The organism is Agrobacterium tumefaciens (assembly GCF_013318015.2).
Lineage (GTDB): Bacteria > Pseudomonadota > Alphaproteobacteria > Rhizobiales > Rhizobiaceae > Agrobacterium > Agrobacterium tumefaciens.
In genome coordinates this window covers 1,030,454-1,051,028 of the sequence record NZ_CP115841.1, presented here as the reverse complement: position 1 = coordinate 1,051,028, position 20,575 = coordinate 1,030,454, and the positions used below count along the sequence as shown (strand labels likewise).

Here is a 20,575-nt window from a genome sequence, read left to right as displayed (position 1 = left end):
CTGCCAACCCCAGGAAGCAGACAGGATCGCTGCCGGTTCAGCCTTGCTGCTTGCGGCTGTTCAGCACATCGAGAAGGATAAGGGCGCCGGTTTCGCCAGGAGGCACTTCGGTGTGCAAACGCTCCTGCACAAGAGCATAGCCTTCCAGCATCGCCCGCCGTTCGGTGGTGTCGGATGAGAGCCGTTCGGCCCAGCGCAACATCGACCCTGCCCGTACCACCTCGTTGAAATATTCCGGCACCACGACATAGTCGGCAATCAGGTTCGGAAGCGCACCTGTCCAGGTTTTCACCCGCTTGCTCAGCATCGTGAAAATCCAGTCGGTCTTGTAGACCGATATGGTTGGTACGCCGACGAGCGCGAGCTCGAGAATAACGGTGCCGGACGCGGCAATCGCCGCATCGGCGCGCGCAAATGCATTCCACTTGAAGGCGGGATCGATGCCGATTTCAGGCCTGATATCCTGAGGCCATGTTGCCGCCAGTTCGCGGATGCGGTTTTCCTGGCGCGGCACTGTCGGCAGCAGAAACTTCGTCGGGCCGTTGCGCTCGACATATGCTTTTGCCGCTTCCTGAAACGGCTCCATCAACCGGGTCGTTTCGGTGGAACGTGACCCCGGCAGGAGCAGAATGGTTTTCGGTTCGCCGTTGGCAGGCAGGGGCCGCTCAGCCCGCCTCTGCCGCACGGAGAGCACGTCTTGATCGACGCTGAGGCGATGGCCGACAAAGGTTGTCGGCGGGCCGCCGAGACGCCGCATCGCCTCCGGCTCGAATGGAAGCAGGGCCAGAACGTGATCGACATAGGACAACATCGCAGTGGCGCGATATTCCTTCCACGCCCATACGCTGGGGCAGACATAATTGACGACCGGCAGATGCGGCAATTGTTTGCGGACTTTTTTCGCAACACGATGGGTGAAATCCGGGCTGTCGATGATCAGCAGAATATCCGGCTTGGCGACAATGATTGCCTGCGCGGTCTGGTTGATCCGCGAAATCAGCTTCGGCAGCTTCTTCAGAACCTGCGTGAAGCCCATGATGGAGAGTTCGGAATAATCGAACAGCGAAACCAGCCCCTGCGCCTCCAGAGCCTCACCGCCGACGCCCATTAACTCGACAGAACCCGAGTAATGGCCTTTCAGGGACCGGATGAGATCGGCACCCAGAAGATCGCCCGATACCTCGCCAGCTATAACCGCCACCTTCAACGTTGCCGCCATCCCACCATGTCTCCGCCCATCATGTCTTCACCGAGTGACGTATCGATACCGCAGACGAATATGCCGGCCTGATCTGCCGCCTTCAACATCTCATCGCGATCAAGTACCAGCGCGCGCCCGGCTTCAACGGCGATCCCCGCCAGCCCGGCCTTATGCGCGTTCTCCACCGTTTCCACGCCGATAGTCGGCAGGTCAGCGCGGATATCCTGTTGCGGCTTGCAGAGCTTCACCAGAACACCCTTGCGACGGGTCGAGATGCGGCCCTCAGCGCGTAATGCCGCGACACGCGCCAGCATCGCGTCTGTGCCCTCGACGCCCTCCAGTGCAACGATACGGCCGCCAACGGCGACTGCACCCTGCCCGACATCAAGCGTGCCGAGTGCCAGTGCGGCCTGCGCGGCCTTGCGTATGTCGCGCAGATCGTCTTCAGCAGGTTTATGCGCACCGAAAGGGCCGGTCGTAGCAAGCAGACCGGGTGCGATCTCGTGGGCGCCAATGACTTTTGCCCCAAGCGTGCCGATGACCTTGATGACCATCTGCAAAACGGCGTCATCGCCGCTCGACAGCAGGGTGCGGACGATGGATGGCAGTTTCAGCAATATGCCGATCGTGGGGCGGATTTCCCGCCATTCAGGGCGCCGCGCCACGGCGCCGGAAAGCACGACGCGGTCCACCTGGTTTTCGCGCAGCAGGCGACCAAGCCCGGCGACATCGCCGACGCTAATCACCGCATTGTCGAAACCGCTCCAGTCAAACTGGGAATCATCGCGCAGCTGTACAATGAAGGGGTTCTCCCCCATCTCGCGCGCAGCCGCCGCGACATGCAGCGGCAGCTGGCCGCTGCCGGCCACGATGGCGAGACGCCCGCCGCCTGTCACGACTCACTTGCCCCGGTTTGGCGAGGAAAGCGCGCGGTCGCTGTCCGCACCGATGAAATCGAGGATTTCGATGACCTGGGGGCAATCGAGATATTCTGCGCGGTCAATCGCAGCCGCATTGCTGCGGATGGCGCCTTCGCCTTCGAATATCTGCTTGAAGACGCGCCTGACCTTGTGAATATCCGCGCGGTCTATACCGGAACGCGTCATGCCAACGACATTCAGCCCGCCGAGAATGCCGGGATTACCGTTCAGCATGCCATAGGGAATGACGTCATAATTGACCGCCGACAACCCGCCGATAAAGGCCTGACGACCGATTCGGGTGAACTGGTGCACGGCACAGCCGCCGCCCAGGATAGCGCGGTCCTCAATGGTGACATGTCCAGCCAGCATCACATTGTTCGACAGGATGATATGGCTGCCGAGGCGACAATCATGCGCCACGTGCGAATTGGCGAGGAACAGGTTGTCATCGCCGACAATCGTCTTGCCGCTGCCGTCGGAGCTGCCCGCATTCATTGTTACGCCTTCGCGCATGATGCAGCGCGCACCGATCTCGAGCGTCGTTTCCGAGCCATCGTGGCGAATTGCCTGCGGTGTACCGCCAATAACGGCCATTGGATGGATGACCGAACCACGGCCAATGACGGTGAGACCGGAGACGACGGCATGATTGTGCAGCGTGACCTCGTCTTGCAGAGTAACTTTCGCGCCGACATAGCTCAGGGCACCGATGACGACATTTTCACCGATAACCGCGCCGTCTTCGACAACGGCGGTCGGGTGAATTTTTGCCGAAGCCGCGATAGTGCTCATTGCTGGTCCTCGGGGATCATCATCGCACCGACGTCAGCTTCCGCCACCAGCGCGCCTTCGACCTTGGCCTCGCAATGAAATTTGAAGACATTGCCCCGCTGGCGCTGCTTGACCACGTGAATTTCCAGACGATCGCCGGGAACGACGGGTCTGCGGAAGCGCGCGTTGTCGATTGTCATGAAATAGACGAGATAACCGCCCTCACCCTGGCTGCGGGCGCAGATCGCACCTGCCGTCTGGGCCATGGCCTCAACGATCAAAACGCCCGGCATGATCGGGCGATCCGGGAAATGACCGGTGAAATGCGGTTCGTTGACCGTCACGTTCTTGATGCCAATCGCCGAATTATTACCATCGATCTCGATGATCTTGTCGATGAGCAAGAACGGGTAACGATGCGGCAAAAGCTTCATGACTTCCAGAATGTCAGCCGCGCCGAGCGTCGTCTTGGTTTCTTCAGCCATCGTTTTTTTCTCCTGTTTTTTTATCACGCCCTTCAGCGCGCGCCAGAATATCGGCCATGTCGCGCAGGAAATACTTCATCGGACGCGCTGGCGTCCCACCATAACGGGCGCCGGCCGGAACGTCGGCGACAACACCGCTCATCGCCGCAATCTGCACACCGTCACCAATAGTGATATGGCCGTTGATACCCGCCGCGCCGCCGATCATCACACCATCGCCGATGCGGGTGCTGCCCGCAATGCCGACCTTGCTGACGATGCCGCAATGGCGGCCGATGCGGACGTTGTGGCCGATCTGAACCTGATTGTCGATCTTGGTACCTTCGCCGATGACCGTATCGTCCATCGTGCCACGGTCGATCGTCGTATTAGCGCCGATCTCAACATTATCCTGAATGATAACCCGGCCGATCTGAACGATCTTCAGCATGCCGCGCGGACCGGGCGCATAACCGAACCCGTCCTGACCGATGCGCGCTCCGTTGTGAATAATCACATTGTTGCCGATGAGAGCGGCAAGAATGCTCGCGCCGCCGGCAATCGTGCAATCACGCCCCACCTGAACATCCGCGCCGATGATGACACCAGGCCCGATCCGCGTACCGGCGCCGATATGGGCACCAGCGCCAATCACGGCGAGCGGCTCGACAATCACGCCAGCTTCCAGCTTTGCAGACGGATCGACATGCGCGGTATGGGAAACTTCAGCTTCCATCACCACAATCGTACCGGGACGCATCGCGGCGGGATGCAACAAGGCACCTACCTGCGCAAAAAGCGTGTGCGGGTTTTTCGATATCAGCGCCGGGATGTGAGACGGCAGCATATCCGCAAGTGCGGCGTCACAAATGACAGCGCCAGCCTCACAGGTCGGCAACTCATCGCGGTTTTTGCGAGAAAGAATATAGCAGAGCTGGTCGGGTTTTGCCCGGTAGACCGGCGCAACGGACCTGATGATCCGTTCTCCCGCCGCCTCATCAGACAGTTCCGCCCCAAAACGGTCTGCGATGTCTTTCAATCGCAGTCCCTCGTGGGGCGGAAAAAACGCGTTGTATTCCATTAGCCGGACACTCCAGAACGTTCAAAGTTGCAGTTCTGGACTGCCGATATCAGAAAGTGTTGGACATGCCAAACCGGAAACGCTGTTCCTCGTCGTAGTCTTCCTTGGCGATCGGAACCGCATAGTCGACGCGGATCGGGCCGAAGGGCGATGCCCACATCACGCCGATACCGGCGGATGCGCGGATGGAGTTGTCATCCTTCACGCCTGCGCTGTTGGCAACCTTGTTGCCGTACAGCGTACCGGCATCGACGAAACCGGCGAGACGGAGGCCGAAATCTTCCGGAACACCTGGCATCGGAGCCGTGACTTCAGCAGAAGCCGCGAAGTAGGTCGTGCCGCCGATGGAGTCGGAACCGATACGCGGGCCAATACCATCATTCTTGAAGCCGCGAACCTGACGACCACCGAACTTGAACTGATCGAACACCAGCAGATTGTCGCCCGTCGGAACGACGTGACCCGCCTGACCGGTGAGCGAGCCGATAACGTCGTACTCGTCCGAAAGCGTGTAGTAGAAGCGCGCCTTGGCGTAGATCTTGTAATATTCGGAATCGCCGCCGAGGCCTGCAAATTCGTTCGTCAAGGCAGCCTGCCAGCCTTCGCGCGGCATGTTGCGGTCGTCGAGCGTATTGTAGTTCAGCGTGTTGGAGATGATGGACTGTGTCCAGTCACCGCCACGGATCAGAGCCTTATAGGGCTCGGCAAGATTGCTGCCGGTTTCCCAATCGCCCTCACCGTCGTAGTTGAGCTGCTTGTAGGTGTACTTGAACGTCGTCGAGAGGTTCTCGGTGATCGGCGCCGTCACGCGCAGTGCGAAGCCCTGCTCGTCGTAATCGTAATAGTCTTCGCTACGGCTCTGGCTCTTGAACAGGTCGAAACCTGCGGCCAGACGGTAACCAAGGAAATACGGCTCGGTGAAGGACAGCGTGTAGCTGCGTGCATCGTCTTCACCCGCACCGGCGGCGAGACGAATGTACTGGCCACGACCGAGGAAGTTCTTCTCTTCGATCGATGCTTCAAGCAGCACACCGTCGTTCTGCGAGTAACCCGCACCGATACCGAACGAACCTGTCGACTGATCTTCCACGTCGACAACGATGACGACGCGATCAGGCGCGCTGCCGCCGGCAGTCGAGACATTGACCTTCGAGAAATAACCGAGCGCTTCAAGACGGCGCTTGGCAGCCGTGATGACCGTCTGGTTGAAAGCATCGCCTTCGGAAATATCGAACTCGCGGCGAATGACGTAGTCACGCGTACGCGTGTTGCCACGGATTTCGATACGCTCGACATAGGCGCGCTCGCCCTGATCGACGATGTAGGTCACACCGATGGTGTTACCGGACATATCGCGGTCGCCGCGCGGCGTTACACGGGCGAAAGGATACCCCTCACCGGCAACGCGCTTGGAAATCGCTTCCATGCTCTGCTGGACTTCCTTGGCGCTGTAGCTAGCGCCTTGGCGGGTTTCCACGAGACCCTGAAGCTCGGAGCCGTCAATACCCGGAACAGTCGATTCGACTGCGACGTTGCCGAAGTCGTACTTCTTGCCTTCGTCGACCGTGATGGAGATGGTGTATTCGTTCTTGGACTCATCAAGCACCGCGTCGGACGACACGACCCGGAAGTCGGCATAACCACGGTTGTAGTAGAACTGGCGCAGCGCCTCTTCGTCGGCGCGCAGCTTGTCCTCGTTATAGACGTCCTTGCGTGTCAGGAACGACAGCATGTTGGACTTCTTGGTATTGATGACAGCGGCCAGACGACCGTCGCTATAGGAATTATTGCCGACAAAATCGATGCGGCCGATCTTCGTGCGCTCGCCTTCGTTAATGACGAAAGCGATGTTCACACGGCCCTGACCAACGGAAACGGTCTGGGTGGTGATTTCGACGTCGCTGCGGCCGATCGCGGAATAGGCTTCCTTGATGCGCGCGATATCGGCAGTAACGATTGCCTGATTGAACGGGCCGAGCGGCTGGGTCTGCACGATGCCAGCGAGCTTGTCGTCCTTGATCTTGCGGTTACCGTTGAAAACCACCTGATTGACGAGCTGGTTTTCGTTGACCGTTACAACCAGCGTGCTGCCGGAAACGCGCATGGAGACATTCGAGAAGTAACCGGTGGCGTAAAGACGCTTCACCGATTCATCGATGTCCGAATTGGAAAAGTTCTTACCCGGCGCAATGGTGATGTTGGAGCGTACGGAGTCCGCACCGGATCTCTCAGCGCCACGAACATCAATCTTGCTGATGACGGCTGCATTCGCAACACCAGCAGAGGCAAGCACGCCGAGGCCCGCAACCGAAGAAACACCAGCAGACAGCGCAACCGCCGACACCGCGTTCAAAAATCTTGAACCAGCCTTCATTTCAATTCTTACCTTTTTACGTTGTCCCTCAGCGGGCGGAACCCGACTCCGGCCATGTGCGTCGTTTTACCTGCTTTTCCCCTACAAGCAAGTCAGAACGTTAAATTCTGTTTACTTCGTGATCCAGAGTGGCGCATTCGCCACTTCGGGATAAGAACAGGGTAAACAATCGACTAACAAAACCGTTAAAACACTATCCTCAGCCAATCAAGCTGCTGATATCATTCCATGTTGCAAAAACCATAAGACCCAAAATCATTGCCATGCCGATACGGAACGCAACCTCCTGCGCACCGGCACCAAGCGGTCTGCCGCGGATGGCCTCGATTGCATAAAACACCAGATGTCCGCCGTCCAGAACCGGCACAGGCATCAGGTTCAAAAGACCGATCGATACGGAAAGAACCGCTGCAAGCTGGATGACGGCCGAAATACCGAGCGTCGCCATCTGGCCCGAAGCCTGTGCTACGCGGACGGGACCGCCCAGTTGATCGGCGTTCATACGCCCGGTCACGAGGTTACCGATGTAGTTGAAAGTACCGGTGATGACGTGGCCCGTTTCACGCACGCCCTCAAGCAGCGCCTCAGACGGCGAATACTCGATGTGGCGGAAATTGCCGCTGTTCTGGTCGGTGACAATGCCGATGATGCCCATTTCCAGCTTGTTGCCGAACTGGTCCGTGGTTTCGGTGCGGGTCGGAACCATCGGCAGCTTCAGCTCCTCGCCTGCCCTTTCGACGGTCACAGTGATCGGTGTGCCCGGACGGATGCCGACATAACGGCGTACGTCCTCGAACGTCTTGACCTTTTCACCGTCGATCGCAACGAGGCGGTCACCGGGGTGCACGCCGGCGGCCGCAGCCGCGCTGTTTTCACGCACTTCCGCCACGACCGGATCAGCGATCATACGGCCATAGACACCGAACAGGACCGCGAAGATGAGAATGGCGAGAATGAAATTGGCAATAGGTCCGGCGGCAACCGTCGCCGCCCTTTTCCACAGCTTAGCGCCGGAAAGCGTCTGCGCCCTCTCCTCAAGCGACATATGCGACAGGCCGGAACTATCCGGCTTGCTGGACGCATCCTCGTCGCCGAAGAATTTTACATAGCCGCCGAGCGGTATGGCGGAAATCTTCCAGCGCGTGCCGTGCCTGTCGGTAAAGCCGATCAGCTCCGGGCCGAAACCGATGGAAAAGGCCGTGGAGCGAATGCCGCTCCAGCGGCCGACAAGGTAGTGGCCCATTTCATGGACGAAAACGAGCAGAGAAAGTACGAGGACGAAGGGCACGATATAGCCGGTCAGAAAACCGGTCGCCGCCATTACTGTGTTCATGACAATCTGCCCTTTATTTCATGACCTTGCGTGCCGCTTAAAAGCCCGGCAACAGGCCGCCGCCCGATCCGGGCACGTCGCCGGTTGCCGCCGCATGCACGAAAGCAATGAGGAATACCGTAAAGCAGGCGAAAACAAGACCGTCAACCCGGTCCATGAAGCCGCCATGGCCGGGAATGAGATGGCTCGAATCCTTGACCTGAAAACGCCGTTTCACGAAGGATTCGAAGAGATCGCCTATCTGGCTGAACACCGAAAGAATGAGAGCGAGCCCAAGCAGCAGCAGGCTGATCCTGCCGTGATAGGCAAGAGACACCGCGCCGCCGCCGATCAATGCGGCCACCGCTCCGCCGATTGCGCCTGACCAAGTCTTGCCCGGTGAGATCGACGGCGCAAGCTTTGGCCCGCCGATGGCGCGCCCGACGAAATAAGCGAGAATATCCGTTGACCAGACGACAGCGAAAATGAACAGGATGGCGACGAAACCGGTCAGCTCATCGCCGCGAATGGCGGCCAGCGATATGCCGCTCAGACCCGCATAAACGATGCCGCCCACCAGCCACCAGTTTCTGCCACGCAAGACGGGAAAAAGTGCCGCCGTCAGCGTGAAGCCAGAGAGCAGGGGCAGGTCGAGCGAAGGTTCGCCGAAAATCGTGTTGCCGGCGATGACGGCAACCGCAAACCAGCCCCAGGCATTGCCGGTGGAATTGGTTTCCGACATGCGGGTGATTGTCGCCCATTCATAATAGATGAGGATCGCCAGCAGACCGGCCACGATGCGGAACAGAATGCCGCCATACCAGGTCGCAGCCAAAATGACCGCCGCCATGACGATTGCGGATATGATCCGCAGTCTGAGTTCACGGCTCATCAGGCGCCTGCCACGGCAACCTGCTCGGCCAGAGCGCCAAAACGGCGATCACGCGTTGCATATTGCTCGATTGCGGAAAAAAACCGCTGCCGGTCGAAGTCGGGCCAATATTCGGGAACGAACAGGAACTCGGAATAGGCGGCCTGCCAGAGCAGGAAGTTCGACAGCCGTTCCTCGCCGCTGGTGCGGATGATCAGATCAGGATCCGGTATGCCTGATGTATCAAGTCTTGCCGAAATAATCTCCGGCGTGATCGATTCTGCATCCAGCCGGCCTTCGGCGACATCGCGGGCAATCGCCATTGTCGCGCGGGCAATCTCGTCGCGGCTGCCGTAATTGAAGGCAATCACCAGCGTCAGCCTGGTGTTATCAGCCGTCATATGTTCCGCTTCTTCGAGAAGACTGCGGATATCGTTTTTCAGCCCCTGCCTATCGCCGATGATGCGCACACGCACGTTTTCGCGGTGCAGTTCCGCAAGGTCGCGCCTAATGAAAGCCTTCAAGAGCCCCATCAGGTCGCTGACCTCGGATTCGGGCCTGCGCCAGTTTTCCGACGAGAACGCGAAAAGTGTGAGATAGCGGACACCGCAGTCGCCGGCCGCACGCACCGTTTCGCGCACAGCCTCGACCCCGCGGCGATGCCCCATCACCCGCGGAAGACCGCGCTGTTTTGCCCATCGCCCATTTCCATCCATGATGATGGCGACGTGCTCGGGTATTGAGGAACGTGTCGTCGTCGGCATATCGATCCAGTAACAGGCAGCGTGGAATTAAAACGAATAAAATACAGGTCTATCGCAAGCGATACTAGACCTGCATGATTTCCTTTTCCTTCTCGCCAAGCAAGCGCTCAATTTCCGAAATCGTGTCGTCGGTGATTTTCTGCACTTTTTCCGACTGTCCACGGCTTTCGTCCTGACCGATATCACCGTCTTTTTCGGCTTTTTTCAGACCATCCATGCCATCGCGACGCACGTGACGAATCGCGACCTTGGACTTCTCGGCGTAGTCATGAGCTACCTTGACGAGTGATTTGCGGCGCTCCTCGTTGAGTTCTGGCAGCGGGATACGCAGGTTCTGACCATCAACGATCGGGTTGAGGCCGAGATTGGATTCGCGGATGGCACGGTCGACGGCGTTCACCATCGACTTGTCCCAGATGTTGACGCCGAGCATGCGCGGCTCCGGAACCGTGATGTTTGCGACCTGGTTTAGCGGAACGCGCGAGCCATAGGCCTCGATGGTCACCGGATCGAGAATGTTGGCCGAAGCGCGGCCGGTGCGCAGCGATGCGATATCGCTTTTGAATGCATTGATGGCACCATCCATGCGGCGCTTGATATCGTTGAGGTCAATACCACTCATCTTGATACTCCATCTCTATCGGCCGTGGCGGCCGGAATACGCCACAGGGGCGACATCGTTTTTTGATTATTTGTCGTGCACGATGGTCTTGCGGCCGCCGCCGGTCAATATCTGCGCGAAACCGCCCTTCTCGTGGATCGAGAAAACAATGATCGGGATGTGATTCTCGCGGGCAAGCGCGACAGCTGCAATATCCATGACCGCCAGTCCCTTGCCGAGCACTTCGCTGTGGGTCAGCTCGTCGAAACGGGTGGCTGTCGGGTCCTTTTTCGGATCGGCGGAATAGATGCCGTCCACCTGGGTGCCCTTGAAGATTGCTTCCGCGCCCATTTCCGCGGCGCGCAGCGCTGCAGCGGAATCGGTTGTGAAGAAGGGGTTGCCCGTGCCGCCGGCAAAAATCACCACACGGCCCTGCGCCAGATGGTGGAGCGCTGCACGCTGCGAGAAGCTCTCACAGATTTCCGGCATCGCAATTGCGGACAGAACGACGGTGTCAATGCTGAGCTTGCGCAGGGAGGTTGCGAGCGCCAGCGCGTTGATGACGGTGGCCAGCATGCCCATATGGTCGCCGGTAACGCGATCACCGCCCTTGGACGCCACGGCAACGCCGCGGAAAATATTGCCACCGCCGACGACAACGCCGACTTCAACGCCCATCGCCCTCGCCTCGGCAATATCGGAGGCGATACGGTCCGCAACCGCCACATCGATACCGAAACCCTGATCGCCCATAAGGGCTTCACCGGAAGCCTTGAGAAGAACACGTTTGTAGATCGGCTTGGAAGACATCATGACTCCTCGGAAATGTAACCGAAACGCGGATACACGAAGGGCACCGCGTTGTCACGCGATGCCCTCCCGTTTTCCCAAGATTGGGTAAATATAATCAGCCCTTGGCGACTGCGGCGACTTCTGCTGCGAAATCGCTTTCTTCCTTTTCGACGCCTTCGCCGAGCAGCAGGCGAACCATGCCCGTCACTTCGATGGCAGCACCGGCTTCCTTTTCAGCTTCCTTGACGGCAGCGCCGACAGTGATGTCGGGGTTGATGACGAAAGCCTGCGACAGAAGAGCGACTTCTTCGAAGAACTTGCGCATACGGCCATCAACCATCTTTTCGATGATGGCTTCCGGCTTGCCGGATTCGCGGGCCTGCTCGATGAAGACGTTGCGTTCGCGCTCGGCCACGGCTGCGTCAACTTCCTCGGCGCGGATGGCGAGCGGGTTGGTTGCAGCGATGTGCATGGCGACCTGGCGGCCGATGGAGCTCAGAACGGCCTTGTCGCCGACCGACTTCAGGGCAACGAGAACGCCAAGCTTGCCGATGCCTTCGCCGGCAGCATTGTGGATGTAGGTCGCGACAACGCCGTGCTCGACTTCGAGTGCTGCCGAACGGCGCAGCGTCATGTTCTCGCCGATGGTGGCGATCGCGTCCTTGATGCTGTCGGAAACGGACTTGCCGGTTGCCGGATAGGTGGCGGCGCTGACGGCTTCAACGGTGCCGTCGGTGGAGAGCGCTACCTGGGCAATGCCGCGAATGAGATCCTGGAACGCGTCGTTGCGGGCAACGAAGTCGGTTTCGGAGTTGAGTTCGACAACAACAGCCTTGTGACCCATGGTGGCGACGCCGATCAGACCTTCGGCAGCCGTACGGCCAGACTTCTTGTCGGCCTTTGCGATGCCCTTGGCGCGCAGCCAGTCGATCGCCGCTTCCATGTCGCCATTGGTTTCAGCAAGAGCCTTCTTGCAGTCCATCATGCCTGCGCCGGATTTCTCGCGCAGTTCCTTCACCATTGCGGCTGTGATTTCGGTCATTGTTTGCCTCTTATCGGTTCGATCGGTCAGCCGGCTGAATTCGCCGTGCCGAAGTTCTGGGTGATGAGTGTACCCGGCCGCACACCCTTTGAAACCGGGACGATTTCAGGAAAGGGGCATGCGCATTCCCAAGTGCTGCGGCGTCTCCATACATCGAAACGATGGGTGCCGCTCAAGTGTGACAGCGTTATGAAGGCTGCCACCGGATTTCATCCGCATCAAAACGCCAGAGACTTCACCGAAGCCCCGACGGAGCGGTTTGAAACGAACAAGGCCGTCAACCCATTTAAGGTCTTTGACGGCCTTGTCATATCCTGGTCGAGGAGACGGCGACACGAAATCGCCGCCAGACAGGGCCTATATCAGGCGCCAGCCTCGTCTTCGAGCGCGGGCTCGATCGGAGCTTCTTCCGAAGCGCCGATGTCGCGGCCGGACGAACCCTGCTGACGCAGGATGCCGTCGATGGCCGCGCGGGCGATCAGGTCGCAATAGAGCGAGATGGCGCGCGATGCGTCGTCGTTACCCGGGATCGGGTAGTCGATGTGATCCGGATCGCAGTTGGAGTCGATGATCGCAACGACCGGAATGCCAAGACGCTTGGCTTCTTCGATCGCGATCTTTTCCTTGTTGGTGTCGATGATGAACATCAGGTCCGGAACGCCGCCCATATCGCGGATACCGCCGAGAGCCTTTTCAAGCTTTTCGCGTTCGCGCTCGAGGGTCAGACGCTCCTTCTTGGAATAGCCGGTGCCTTCCGAGTTCAGAATCTCGTCAACCTTGCGCAGACGCTGGATCGAGTTGGAGATCGTCTTCCAGTTGGTCATCATGCCGCCGAGCCAGCGGGAGTTGACGTAATACTGGGCCGAACGCTTTGCGCTGTCGGCGATGATTTCAGACGCCTGACGCTTGGTGCCGACGAACAGAACGCGGCCGCCACGAGCAACGGTGTCGGACACGACCTGAAGGGCGCGCGACAGCATCGGAACGGTCTGAGCCAGGTCGATGATGTGGATGTTGTTACGGTCGCCGAAGATGTACGGCTTCATCTTCGGGTTCCAGCGATGCGTCTGGTGACCAAAGTGAACACCAGCTTCCAGAAGCTGACGCATAGAAAAATCGGGCAATGCCATGCCTAGTTACTCCTTTTCCGGTTTAACCCCCGCGAAGCGAACAGCGCCGATTTTCATCGACACCACCGGGCGGAACGGACCGGATTTCTCCCGGAACATCCCAAGCTTCGCGTGTGGAATGGTGAGGCGCATACAGTCGCCTCAGATAAAAAGCAAGCATTTCTGCGAAAAAACCACGCAAACGGTCCGTCTTTTAGCGAACCGGCTTGTTTTCGCAGGTTTCCGGCTTGAGGATATCAAGCTTCGCGAGCTTGCCGGTCAGAACGAAATCGCCGTAATCCATCGTCAGATCGCGGGTGATTCCGTTATCGTAAAGCTTGAACGACATGCGGTAGATCGGCAGGGCGTCGGTGCCGGTCTTGTCGTTGTAATAAGCGATCGTCACCGGCCAGAACGCGGCTTTGCCGAATTCGCCCGCCTTGCCGGCCTCGGCATCGCCGTCCTTCGGCATCTGCGCCTTGCCGACCAGCGTCGAAGTGATCAGGCTTTCATCGCCGTCATCCGAGCCGTCGAAAATACGGGATTCGAAGATGCGCTTTCCCTGCTTGGCGTTTTCAATGACCTGAAACATGTGCTCGGTCGGAAATTCGCTGGCGACGAGATCGATCTGACGGGGGTCCGGGCGGGTCAGATCAACCTTCACACCCTCTTTGTTGTCGATTGCAGCGCCCTGCACTTCCTTGTCCAGCTTGTCGTCGGTGTAGGACTTGGTCTCGAAGGTGAACTTCCTGGCCGCCAGGTCCTCGAAGGTCGTCGTCTGCTGGTCGGTCATGCGGACCGCGTCGCCGGTGTTGATCTGTGTCACGAAACGGAAATCCGTCTTGTAACCCTGACACGCAGAGCCAGTGAATTCATAGACCATTCGGCCCGTCATGCCCTCGATACCGGAACGATCCGTCGCGTCCTTGAGTTCGAGATCGTAGACGGCGCGATGGGCGATGAGGTCCGGAACCGTGACGGGCAAGGCATTGGCACCGTTCGACAGGCCGGTCATGAGCCCTGTGGCGGCAACGAAACCAAGCGTCCTGACAAACATTCAATATCTCCTGTTGGACTCGCTGCTCATATTGTACAAGCAACCGCCCGGCTTTTGGATCAACATCTTCTGAATGCCGGATTCTTGAAGGATTTACAACAAAACCGGAGACGAAAATGTCTGATGTCATCGAAGGCCGCCTCAAGGAACTGGGCTTTACTCTTCCCGTAGCGGCAGCACCTGCCGCAAACTACGTTCCGTTCACCATCAGCGGCAATCTTCTTTATGTATCGGGTCAACTGCCGATGGAATCAGGCAAGATTGCGGTGACGGGCCTCGTTGGCCGCGATGTTGACGTTGCAACCGCCCAGCGCGCCGCCGAATTGTGCGCCGTCAACATTCTCGCACAGGTCAAGGCTGCCTTGAACGGCGACCTCTCGAAAATCCGTCGTATCCTCAAGCTGAACGGCTTCGTTGCCTCGGTTCCGGAGTTCGTTGAACAGCATCTCGTCATTAACGGCGCCTCCAATCTGCTCGCCAACGTTCTGGGTGATGCCGGCAAGCATGCCCGCGCCGCCGTCGGCATGGCCTGCCTGCCCTTCAATGCCGCCGTCGAGATCGACGCGATCGTGGAAATCGACGTATGACCCTTAAACTTTCCTGGCTTACCGCCCAGCCCGTCGCCCATCGCGGTTATCATGACCTGAACAAGGCGGTATGGGAAAACACGCTATCCGCATTTTCGCGCGCCATCGACGCTGGTTTTGCCATCGAATGCGACGTGCAGCTGGCCGCCGATAGCGTGCCTGTGATTTTTCACGACGACGACATGGCCCGGCTGACGGGTATCAAGGGCGACGTGCGAGAACATACCGCCAGTGAATTGTCTCTGCTTTCGGTCGGTCAGACCAAGGACCGCATACCGACGCTGAAACAGCTTCTGACGCTATGCGCCGGCAAGGTGCCGCTGGTGATCGAACTGAAAGGACGCCAGGGCGAAGGCGTCGATGACGGGTTTGCCGAAGCGGTGCTGGAAGATCTCGAGGGCTACAAGGGCCAGGTGGCGCTGATGAGCTTCGACCATCACCTGCTAAGAGACCTGAAGGCTGCAGGCTCGCCCTGGCCGCTCGGCCTTACCGCCGAAGGCGCCAAGCCGGAAGACTTCTTCAAACACGACGAGGCGATGCAGATCGGTGTTGATTTCATCTCCTATCATTGGGGTCATTTGCCCAACAGTTTCATCGAGGCGCAAAGAAAACTTGGGCTTCCCGTGATTACCTGGACTGTCAGGGATGAAAATGCGCGCGAGACTACCTATAAATATGCGGACCAGATGACATTCGAAGGTTTCGACCCGAGAGAGAACCCATCCGCCACGGCATGACAGAAGACTATTCCATACGCGTTGCGCAATCCCTGAGGGATATCGATCCGGACAGCTGGAAACGGCTTTCCGGAACATCACGCAATGTGTCAGGAAAACCGTACAATCCTTTCATTTCCCACGCATTTCTATCCTCGATGGAAGATTCCGGATCGGCCACTGCCAAGACCGGATGGCTTGGGCACCATCTGCTTCTCGAAAACGGGTCGGGCGAACTTGTCGGAGCCGTTCCGGCCTATCTGAAGAACCACAGCAAGGGCGAATATGTCTTCGACCATGGCTGGGCGGATGCCTTTGAGCGAGCCGGCGGCCATTATTATCCGAAGCTGCAATGTTCGGTGCCGTTTACGCCGGCGAGCGGGCCGCGGCTGCTGGTATCCGAAACCGAAGCCGAGACTCGCTTCAAACCGCTTCTGGCATCCGGCCTTGTCCAGGTGACGGAAAAGATCGGCGTTTCTTCCGCTCATGTCACGTTTCTGGAAGACGCCGACCTATCCGCGCTTCTGCCCCGGGACTTCCTGCACAGGACCGATCAGCAGTTCCACTTCATCAATAACGGCTATCGCGATCACAACGATTTTCTTGATGCCCTTTCATCGCGCAAGCGCAAGGGGCTGAAAAAGGAACGTCGGGCAGCGCTGGAAAACGGCATCGAGATCGACTGGTTGACCGGAAGCGACCTGACAGAGGAGATCTGGGACCAGTTCTTCGCCTTCTACATGGATACCGGCAGCCGCAAATGGGGACGGCCCTATCTGACGCGGGAATTCTATTCGCTGATCGGCGAGCGCATGCCTGACGACGTTCTGCTGGTCATGGCCAGACGCGAGGGACGCTATATCGCCGGTGCAATCAATTTCATTGGCTCGGATGCGCTTTACGGCCGACACTGGGGATGTATCGAGGACCATCCCTTCCTGCATTTCGAGGTCTGTTACCATCAGGCGATCGATTTCGCGCTGTCGAAGGGTTTGAAGCGGGTGGAGGCGGGTGCGCAGGGCGAGCACAAGCTGGCGCGCGGTTACGTGCCGGTCACCACCCATTCAGCGCATTTCATCGTTCATCCGGGTCTGCGCCGCGCGATTGCCGATTATCTTCAGCGCGAGCGTGAAGAGGTCGAACATATTGGCGACTATCTGGAAGACCACACGCCCTTCCGCAAGGGTGAGCGACAGGAACACGAGCCGGATGCATAAAGCTGTCGCGATCTTTCAGATTCGCTGCCCACGCTTTATGCCTTTGTTTCGTCGCATGTCGTTATCGCAAAACCGCTACACGCTTTTAGGCGACATGCTTTAGTCCGTTACGAGGAGAGACCACCGATGACCGCCAGCGCCTATGATGACAACAATATCTTCGCGAAAATCCTGCGCGGCGAAATTCCGAGCCACAAGCTCTATGAAGACGAGCATACGCTGGCTTTCATGGATGTGATGCCGCAGGCACCCGGCCATCTTCTGGTCGTTCCGAAAACCGGCTCGCGCAATCTGCTCGATGCCGACCCGCAAGTGCTGGCAAAGACCATTGCCGTGGTGCAGAAACTGGCAGTCGCGGCAAAGGAAGCCTTCGACGCTGATGGCGTCTTTATCGCCCAGTTCAACGAACCGGCAGCCGGCCAGACCGTGTTCCACCTGCATTTCCACGTCATTCCGCGCAAGGAAGGCGAACCGCTGAAGCCGCATTCCGGCGCTATGGCCGATGGCGAAGTGCTGAAGGCCCATGCGGAAAAGATAAAGGCAGCGCTTGCCTCGTGATGTTTGCCAAGACGCCCACGCGTTTGGCAGAATGGCGGCATCCGCACACCGTCACCCCGGAGCTTATCCGGGGTGCGGCGCGATCCAGTCCTTGATCGCGCAATACCCCTCTCGGCGCAGACGCGCCTTGGCTGGTTGCCGGATCTAGTCCGGCACGACGACCGTGGTGTTTATCATCATTCCACGGGACGATAGGCATTCCTCTCCGGCCAGGGCCAGCCTTCAAGCACCGCCATATCCGGCCGGAATATCTCCACCTTCAGGGGATAGCACGGGACCGCGTCGCTCGAATGGCTGGCACCACAATCGCCGCCGGGGCAAGCGGAGAGCGCGCCGATGAGATCAATTTCCGCGAAGAGTTCCAGATAGTCGCCCGGCCGCACCGGGCTTGCCTTCATGAAATACTGATGCGTATCGCGGGTGAAACCCGTGCACATGAAGACGTTCAGAACATCGTGTACATGCGGTTCCGCCTCGCCGAATGACAGGCCTTTGGCCGCGGCGAGTGCATTGGTGAGGTTCGAATGGCAGCAATGGTGATAGTCGCCGCCGCTCAACAGCTTGTTGGTGTAGGGATCGCACCGGGTGCCGATCACATCATGCACGCCACCGCCATCTTCATCCCAGCCATACCATGACAAAGTATCATGGGTGATGGTCGCCATCGGTCGCAGGGACGGCAGATTGCTCCACAGGCGGTTGCCTACGGAAACATGGGTCGCATGCAGGGCGCGGGTTTTGCCGCTGAAAAAGCGCTCCGTCAGATCATGGGCATTCCAGAGATTCAAATCCCCCACCTGCGGGCCTTTGGTGCTGACGATGCGGAAAAAGTGTCCCTTCGGAACATTGAAAGTGCCGCCCTCGCGCGGTGGCACGATGACTTCGTCTATCTTCACCATGGCTTTTTTAGCCTGTTCAAGACGCGCAAGGTCCGGTGTCTGAAGTGTGCCGTTCGGATAAACGACGACGGGACGGACGGCGCGGCGCGCGGCGGCATCAATGGGTTCGGCGGCGGACACGGGGGTCATGAAATCCTCGGATGGATGAAAATGTGACGCGAAATTGCGGCATGAATGGCGTGATGACAAGACGGGTTTTTCTTGCGCTCAGACCAAGTCTGACTTAGCCTCGCAGCATCATGAAACTGCCACCGCTCGCCACCCTCCGCGCGTTTGAAGCTGCGGCCAGAAGGACAAGTTTTTCCCTGGCCGCGCAGGAACTCGGCATGACGGCGACGGCCGTAAGCCAGCATGTGCGCAATCTGGAAACATGGCTCGGCGCGCCGCTTTTCGAGCGCCATGCGAGAGGCGTGAGACTGACGCCGGCGGGTCAGGAATTCGGCATGACGGTTTCGGCCGGCTTGGGGCAGATCGCTTCCGGTGCGGAACGGATCAGCCGGGGCCGAAACCGCATCACCGTTCGTCTGGCCAGCCTGCCTTCAGTAGTTGCGCATTTTCTTACACCCCGCCTGCCCCGTTTCCGCGCGCTCTATCCAGACATACAGGTGTCAATCAGCTATTCCGGCAGGAATGAGACCACGCAGCCCGATCTCAGCATCACCCACGGCCCACGCCCTGCGCACAAAGCCGTGGCGCTTTTCAGTGCCGAGACGCGCCCGACATGCGCACCCGCTTACGCCACGAAGTCCGGTCCCTTCGACGATGTCTCAAGCCTGCGGCGGGCTGAATTGCTGCATGACGCCACCGAGACGGCATGGCGGGACTGGCTGGCGACTGCTGGCCTATCCCTGTTCCAGGGCACTGGCCCAATCTTTGCCGACTTCAATCTGCTCGTGACCGCTCTCAAGGCGGGACACGGCATCGGCCTTTGCCCGACAGCGCTTCTTCGCGACGAAATCGCCGACGGTCAATTGACCGTGCTTTTCGATCGGGCGGCCGATGCGGACAAATATTACTGGTTGATTGAAGCAGAAGAGATGACCGCATCGGCCCGACTCCTGTCGGACTGGCTTGTCGATGAGGCGCGCGAGAGCGGAAACCGGGGCGATTACTCCGCCGCGACGACTTGAGTCGAAGCGCGAGCCTTCTCTCCGTTTCTTTCCCTTACCGAAAGCCACTTGAGCAGCCAGGCTGAAGCTGCACAGACGATTGCAAACGCGACGAGACCGCCGAAAATATCAGACAGATGATGACCGCCTTGAACGAGAACAGCGGGCAACATCAAGATATTGATCGGCAAGATCACCGCCATCACCAACCAGTGACGTGGAACGAACCAGACGGACATCGCCGCCATTAAGATATGAAACGAAGGGAAACCGATTAGCCCCAGCACGTTTTTGGGCGAAAGGTGAACAACCCCTTCCGTTATCAGGCGGTTCAACTCCTGCCCGTACGCATTATCAACAGCCAAGGGGATGGTCTGAGAAACCCATTGCGGCAGTTGCACATAGGCGGATGGTCCAAATGACGGGAAAAATATCCAGAAGATTATACTTGCAAAAGCGCCCAGCACTCCCGTCACAAGGAAGTGGTGCAACATCCGCTCCTTGCCTGTAAAACCAAGCGTAATAACGATCACCAGAAGCTGCGGCAACGACGTCGCATAAACGAAAAACAGGATCGTTCCGATCCACGGATGTGTCGCCGCCCAAGTGACGATGCCCATCCAACTATAACCGAAGGCTGCATCCACACGGAAAAGCACATGATCGATTGCTGGGAACGCGACAGGCAGGAACATGTAGTTAAAGACGGACGCGACAAGCGTAAAAAGAATGAACAGTCCGCCTGCGATTAGCGCGGCAGCTATGCGAAGATCACGCCCGCTTTTGCGATAGAACTGACCGAGAATAAAAACGCCGGCGCCCATCGATCCGCATAATAAATATCCGGCGTAGTCAACCGCGATGCCTTTGACAGCGATCAGTACCGTATCGATAACGAATAAGATGGCGATAAAGCCAAGTACAAAACGCTCTGCCGCAAATAGTCGCATGGAATAGCCGCCCCGGTTCCAATCGACGGGACAGTAGGGTATTTAGCTTAATATTCATATAATGAAAGTATTATAAACAACCCACCGGCCGGGAGCCAGATCGGCGCGGCCACGCCGGCGATAAAGCGATTGCCGGTCGCCAGGAATGCGATGAAACCGAATGTCGCCGCTCCGATG

At 58.4% G+C, this 20,575-nt stretch carries 22 protein-coding genes; 5 read left to right on the top strand and 17 right to left on the bottom strand.

The features are described from left to right. Positions 1-37 precede the first annotated feature (37 nt). From lpxB to G6L97_RS05200, 15 genes are all read right to left on the bottom strand, one after another. A complete protein-coding gene (lpxB, locus tag G6L97_RS05270) occupies positions 38-1,219 on the bottom strand; it encodes a lipid-A-disaccharide synthase (RefSeq protein ID WP_111783100.1) in 1,182 nt (393 codons plus the stop codon). After that, a complete protein-coding gene (locus tag G6L97_RS05265; protein ID WP_162686637.1) occupies positions 1,204-2,097 on the bottom strand; it encodes an LpxI family protein in 894 nt (297 codons plus the stop codon). The genes lpxB and G6L97_RS05265 overlap by 16 nt, the downstream gene beginning before the upstream one ends. A 3-nt stretch (positions 2,098-2,100) precedes the next feature. Next, positions 2,101-2,916, bottom strand: a complete 816-nt coding sequence (lpxA, locus tag G6L97_RS05260) for an acyl-ACP--UDP-N-acetylglucosamine O-acyltransferase (protein ID WP_013636021.1) — start codon at positions 2,914-2,916, stop codon at positions 2,101-2,103. After that, positions 2,913-3,380: a 3-hydroxyacyl-ACP dehydratase FabZ gene (gene fabZ, locus G6L97_RS05255; RefSeq protein ID WP_003512853.1), complete on the bottom strand. Its 468-nt coding sequence runs from the start codon at positions 3,378-3,380 to the stop codon at positions 2,913-2,915. The genes lpxA and fabZ overlap by 4 nt, the downstream gene beginning before the upstream one ends. Further along, positions 3,373-4,440: a UDP-3-O-(3-hydroxymyristoyl)glucosamine N-acyltransferase gene (lpxD, locus tag G6L97_RS05250; protein ID WP_003512851.1), complete on the bottom strand. Its 1,068-nt coding sequence runs from the start codon at positions 4,438-4,440 to the stop codon at positions 3,373-3,375. The genes fabZ and lpxD overlap by 8 nt, the downstream gene beginning before the upstream one ends. 49 nt (positions 4,441-4,489) lie before the next feature. Then, entirely contained in the window at positions 4,490-6,814 is a 2,325-nt protein-coding gene (gene bamA, locus G6L97_RS05245; RefSeq protein ID WP_111783101.1) for an outer membrane protein assembly factor BamA, read from the bottom strand. A gap of 199 nt (positions 6,815-7,013) precedes the next feature. Then, the gene (gene rseP, locus G6L97_RS05240) at positions 7,014-8,135 is read right to left on the bottom strand and encodes an RIP metalloprotease RseP (protein ID WP_019565535.1); all 1,122 of its coding nucleotides are present in this window, start codon (positions 8,133-8,135) and stop codon (positions 7,014-7,016) included. A 49-nt stretch (positions 8,136-8,184) separates the two neighbouring features. Continuing rightward, the gene (locus G6L97_RS05235; protein WP_003512845.1) at positions 8,185-9,018 is read right to left on the bottom strand and encodes a phosphatidate cytidylyltransferase; all 834 of its coding nucleotides are present in this window, start codon (positions 9,016-9,018) and stop codon (positions 8,185-8,187) included. Beyond that, positions 9,018-9,761 (bottom strand): isoprenyl transferase, encoded by a 744-nt coding sequence (locus G6L97_RS05230; protein WP_003512842.1) that lies wholly within the window; start codon positions 9,759-9,761, stop codon positions 9,018-9,020. The genes G6L97_RS05235 and G6L97_RS05230 overlap by 1 nt, the downstream gene beginning before the upstream one ends. 64 nt (positions 9,762-9,825) lie before the next feature. Further along, positions 9,826-10,383: a ribosome recycling factor gene (frr, locus tag G6L97_RS05225; RefSeq protein ID WP_003512840.1), complete on the bottom strand. Its 558-nt coding sequence runs from the start codon at positions 10,381-10,383 to the stop codon at positions 9,826-9,828. Between the two features lie 66 nt (positions 10,384-10,449). Continuing rightward, on the bottom strand, positions 10,450-11,172 hold the full coding sequence (gene pyrH / locus G6L97_RS05220) for a UMP kinase (RefSeq protein WP_003502561.1): 723 nt from the start codon (positions 11,170-11,172) through the stop codon (positions 10,450-10,452). Between the two features lie 97 nt (positions 11,173-11,269). Next, the gene (gene tsf / locus G6L97_RS05215) at positions 11,270-12,196 is read right to left on the bottom strand and encodes a translation elongation factor Ts (RefSeq protein WP_003512838.1); all 927 of its coding nucleotides are present in this window, start codon (positions 12,194-12,196) and stop codon (positions 11,270-11,272) included. A gap of 362 nt (positions 12,197-12,558) precedes the next feature. Next, entirely contained in the window at positions 12,559-13,326 is a 768-nt protein-coding gene (rpsB, locus tag G6L97_RS05210) for a 30S ribosomal protein S2 (protein ID WP_003512836.1), read from the bottom strand. 6 nt (positions 13,327-13,332) lie between these two features. Beyond that, positions 13,333-13,458 (bottom strand): hypothetical protein, encoded by a 126-nt coding sequence (locus tag G6L97_RS05205; protein ID WP_003512833.1) that lies wholly within the window; start codon positions 13,456-13,458, stop codon positions 13,333-13,335. Between the two features lie 61 nt (positions 13,459-13,519). After that, positions 13,520-14,362 carry a cell envelope integrity EipB family protein gene (locus tag G6L97_RS05200; protein WP_019565533.1) on the bottom strand — a complete coding sequence of 281 codons (843 nt, stop codon included), beginning with the start codon at positions 14,360-14,362 and terminating at the stop codon, positions 13,520-13,522. 116 nt (positions 14,363-14,478) lie between these two features. Here G6L97_RS05200 and G6L97_RS05195 point away from each other — a divergent pair, with 116 nt between their 5' ends. From G6L97_RS05195 to G6L97_RS05180, 4 genes are all read left to right on the top strand, one after another. Further along, positions 14,479-14,949: a RidA family protein gene (locus G6L97_RS05195; RefSeq protein WP_003512829.1), complete on the top strand. Its 471-nt coding sequence runs from the start codon at positions 14,479-14,481 to the stop codon at positions 14,947-14,949. Beyond that, the gene (locus G6L97_RS05190) at positions 14,946-15,686 is read left to right on the top strand and encodes a glycerophosphodiester phosphodiesterase (protein ID WP_019565532.1); all 741 of its coding nucleotides are present in this window, start codon (positions 14,946-14,948) and stop codon (positions 15,684-15,686) included. Before G6L97_RS05195 ends, G6L97_RS05190 begins: the two co-directional genes overlap by 4 nt. Beyond that, positions 15,683-16,882 (top strand): GNAT family N-acetyltransferase, encoded by a 1,200-nt coding sequence (locus G6L97_RS05185; protein WP_111783103.1) that lies wholly within the window; start codon positions 15,683-15,685, stop codon positions 16,880-16,882. Before G6L97_RS05190 ends, G6L97_RS05185 begins: the two co-directional genes overlap by 4 nt. 126 nt (positions 16,883-17,008) lie before the next feature. Next, positions 17,009-17,440 carry an HIT family protein gene (locus G6L97_RS05180; RefSeq protein WP_019565530.1) on the top strand — a complete coding sequence of 144 codons (432 nt, stop codon included), beginning with the start codon at positions 17,009-17,011 and terminating at the stop codon, positions 17,438-17,440. A 176-nt stretch (positions 17,441-17,616) separates the two neighbouring features. Here G6L97_RS05180 and G6L97_RS05175 read toward each other — a convergent pair whose 3' ends face one another. Continuing rightward, positions 17,617-18,468 (bottom strand): urea carboxylase-associated family protein, encoded by an 852-nt coding sequence (locus tag G6L97_RS05175; protein ID WP_111783104.1) that lies wholly within the window; start codon positions 18,466-18,468, stop codon positions 17,617-17,619. A gap of 110 nt (positions 18,469-18,578) precedes the next feature. Here G6L97_RS05175 and G6L97_RS05170 point away from each other — a divergent pair, with 110 nt between their 5' ends. Continuing rightward, entirely contained in the window at positions 18,579-19,469 is an 891-nt protein-coding gene (locus tag G6L97_RS05170) for a LysR family transcriptional regulator (RefSeq protein WP_111783105.1), read from the top strand. Here G6L97_RS05170 and G6L97_RS05165 read toward each other — a convergent pair. Further along, positions 19,448-20,398 (bottom strand): phosphatase PAP2 family protein, encoded by a 951-nt coding sequence (locus G6L97_RS05165; RefSeq protein ID WP_111783106.1) that lies wholly within the window; start codon positions 20,396-20,398, stop codon positions 19,448-19,450. The genes G6L97_RS05170 and G6L97_RS05165 overlap by 22 nt on opposite strands. Positions 20,399-20,575: the final 177 nt, after the last annotated feature.